The organism is Bacillus paralicheniformis (assembly GCF_001042485.2).
GTDB classification, from domain to species: Bacteria; Bacillota; Bacilli; order Bacillales; family Bacillaceae; genus Bacillus; species Bacillus paralicheniformis.
In genome coordinates this window covers 1-3,231 of the sequence record NZ_LBMN02000003.1, presented here as the reverse complement: position 1 = coordinate 3,231, position 3,231 = coordinate 1, and the positions used below count along the sequence as shown (strand labels likewise).

The window sequence follows — 3,231 nt, the reverse complement described above, 5'->3', positions numbered from 1 at the left end:
TTTTACTCGTGAGAAGCTCATAAATGCCCTGTGAGCGATTTTAAAGATTAAATAGGGGTTTTATAAGGGGCAACCTCTTAAAAGGGCTAGAAATGCCCCGTATGGCGTCTGTCAACGGTAAGCGGACCGAAGGGAGCATTAAGGAGTTGACAGACTCACTACACCAAGACCCTCTTGGTGTGTCAAAAGTTCACCTTTTGACCTGCCTACCGGCGAGGGAGCCCCCTCAAAAGTGAGGGGGTTGGGGGAGTTTTTGAGAGGGGTCTGGGGAAGAGTTCCCCAGTGGGTTTGGGCAAAGCCCAAGGTTTTTTGCCATGCTTGAAGCATGGCTCGGCGGAGCCGAAAAGCCTCGCAGAGCACATGGAACTTTGCATACAAAGTGTAGTGTGCTACACTTCTCTTAAACTATTGTTTCTTGAGAAGGAGCTGAAACCCCGAAAATGAGCTATGCCGTTTTACATATGCAGAAGCTAAAACAGACTGCAATTAAAGGAATTCAAATTCATAATCAACGAGAAAAAGAAAGCCAGACGAATGGTGATATTGATAGGTCACGTTCGCATTTAAATTATGATTTGGTCAATTCAAAGCCTATTGATTATAGCGAGAAGATCAACAAAATGATTGAGGAAAGAGTGACAACTGGCAAAGCCATTCGGAAAGATGCGGTGAAAGTGGCGAGTTTCCTTGTCACGTCTGATTCGGAGTATTTTCAAAAGCTATCGCCACGAGAGGAAAGGCGATTCTTTGAATCAGCTTATGAGTTTTTTGCGAACGAATACGGAGAAAAGAACATTGCTTATGCGATGGTTCATAAAGACGAGAAAACTCCCCATATGCACGTTGGTTTTGTGCCGATTACAGAAGATGGTCGGCTTTCCGCAAAAGACTTTTTCGGTAAAAAACAACAACTAGTGAAGCTTCAGGACAAGTTTCATGACCATATGGTGCGAGAAGGCTTCGATTTGGAGCGAGGAGTCTCATCAGACCGTAAACACGTTGAGACAGCCAAATATAAGGCTCTGACGTTCCAACAGATGGAGCAGGAAGCTAGAGAGAAGTACGAACGGACAATGAGACATATTCAAGAGATTGATGACAAGACGAAGGCGATTGAGAACATTCAACCAAAAAAGGTTCTTGGGCTTGTTGGCATGAAGGAGCAAGACTACAAAAGCCTAGTCGATTATGCGACAAATGGAGTTGTCTATCAGCAGAAGGCGGAGGTTCTCCAGAAGGAGTTAGAGAAGGCAAAGACAGAAGTTCAGCAATTAAAATCAGATATGCAGAGAGGACAAGACAAAATTCGACATTATTACAAAGATGTTGAACAGAATTTAGATACATTAGCAGAGAAAAAAGCAGCGGAAAAAGTGAAACAGGCTGAGGTTGTGCAGAAATACGGAAATCTAGTAGAAAAATATAATGGGCTGGTTCATAAATACAATGACCAGTTGCAGGAAAAAAAGCAGTTAAAACAAGAGGTAGATACGCTAAAACTAGAAAACCGGTCTTACCAAAATGAGAATCGAGAATTGAAATCGGAGAACAGGCAATTGAAGGAAAAACTCATGCAGATCAGCAAAGAATTTTCAATTTTCAAGGAAAGAGTGGGAAAAGTTTTACATGCTCAAATTGACCGCGTAAAGACGATTTTAAGAATTAGGGATGTTGCCCCTAGCCATATAAAAGCCCTGGATGACAGACAAGATAAATTAGTTCAGGACTCTCTTCAAAAATTAGAGAAACCCCAAAGAGAAAAAGGGATGGAGATGGAACGCTGATGAAAGTGAAACAACTGGTTGAGAAGTTGCAAAAACTAGACCAAGAAGCTGATTTAATGCTGTTTAAGAGGGATAGAAAAAGACCTCATTTGAGTTCTGGAACTATCATTCCGATAAAGGATATAGGCATTTTAAAAAGTATTGACCAAGATTCCAATGAAGGGTTATATGCTCTCGAAATAAAGAAAAGCGAGTAGATAACTACTCGCTTTTCTTTAGGTTTTCACGCTGTTTTATTCTTCAATTGCAGTTAAGTTTTTATATCTAATTAAAATATCCATCCTAGCATTTTTACCGCCTTTAAAAATCACATCAGGATTTATTTCATAATGACCGTTTTTCACTTTCTTTAAGAAGTCGGCAGATTGCAATGATGTCATTGTTTCTGCAATCGTTGCTCTTGATATGTTTGTTTCTTTTTCAATCATGCTGTAAGTATATAAAAATTGATTTTCTTTGTTCATGTTATTAATTATGAATTGCAGTATTTTAACCTTTTTATTGCCAATAATATCTAAAGATTCCATCACATGACCTAGCCATATCTTATGAAAGTTAGCGTCACGTTCTTCAATTTCAGTAACATTCATTTCAACAATTTCGCCTGTATCTTGGTTTATGTATTTTTGTGTTCCAGTGAATTTAACCTTTTTCCGAGTTGTTATCTTACTCATTAACCTAATCCTCCCCACTATTAATGATTCACCTGTAAATATACCGTTTGTTATATTCCAAACTATACTATACAGTTTACAAAAAAATCAACGGTTTAAAAAAATTAAACCGTTTGGTATGAAAAATTAAACCGTTTGGTATGAAAAATTAAACCGATGAAAAACTCTATAAAACTAGTAACATCAAGGGTTTATTCCTATTAACCTATTAAATTCACTCTTATCTATATAATTAAGGGCTATGCTCCACGCAAGGTTCGGGTAGTATTTTTTTGCCCTTCGGGTTCGCTACGCCAAAAAAATCTCCACCCTTTTCCCCTTGCCTTTCGCATTTTTTGGCGGTGCTGGACTGTCGCCAAGCCGAACAGACCCAAAACGAGGATCTCCGAGGGTCGGCTTGCTCTGACCATTGTACCGCCAAAAACCGCCTGTTCATCCGTTCGCAACGTCTGTCTTATGCCATATTGACCTACGCAATAAGACCGTGGGGTTTAGCCCCCACACGACTAGCCAACCTCACACCCCAAAACAAGGGGGGACAACTGCAACTTAAGAATAAAAAAAAGTTTTAAACAAACACTAACGTTAAAACGACAAAGGACTTATTTCTCATATGAAAATGAAATTTATAAAAAAGATTAACACTATGTATTTTAGTGCTATAGCAGCTTTAATCTTAACAACTGTTTATACAACAATATTAATGATTTTCGTAACTAAAACTTACAACAAGGTAAAGTGAATAACAGTATCTTGGCTTTTATTTATCCTTG

At 38.7% G+C, this 3,231-nt stretch carries 3 protein-coding genes; 2 read left to right on the top strand and 1 reads right to left on the bottom strand.

Features of this window, described 5'->3' with window-relative positions; translation table 11 throughout:
• The first annotated feature begins 440 nt into the window (after positions 1–440).
• Entirely contained in the window at positions 441–1,784 is a 1,344-nt protein-coding gene (gene mobV / locus ACH97_RS02405; protein WP_057957808.1) for a MobV family relaxase, read from the top strand.
• Entirely contained in the window at positions 1,784–1,981 is a 198-nt protein-coding gene (locus tag ACH97_RS02400) for a hypothetical protein (protein ID WP_048350715.1), read from the top strand. Before mobV ends, ACH97_RS02400 begins: the two co-directional genes overlap by 1 nt.
• Before the next feature lie 36 nt (positions 1,982–2,017).
• Here the strand turns inward: ACH97_RS02400 and ACH97_RS02395 are convergent, their stop codons facing one another.
• Positions 2,018–2,458 (bottom strand): replication/maintenance protein RepL, encoded by a 441-nt coding sequence (locus tag ACH97_RS02395; RefSeq protein WP_057957807.1) that lies wholly within the window; start codon positions 2,456–2,458, stop codon positions 2,018–2,020.
• Between the last annotated feature and the right edge of the window lie 773 nt (positions 2,459–3,231).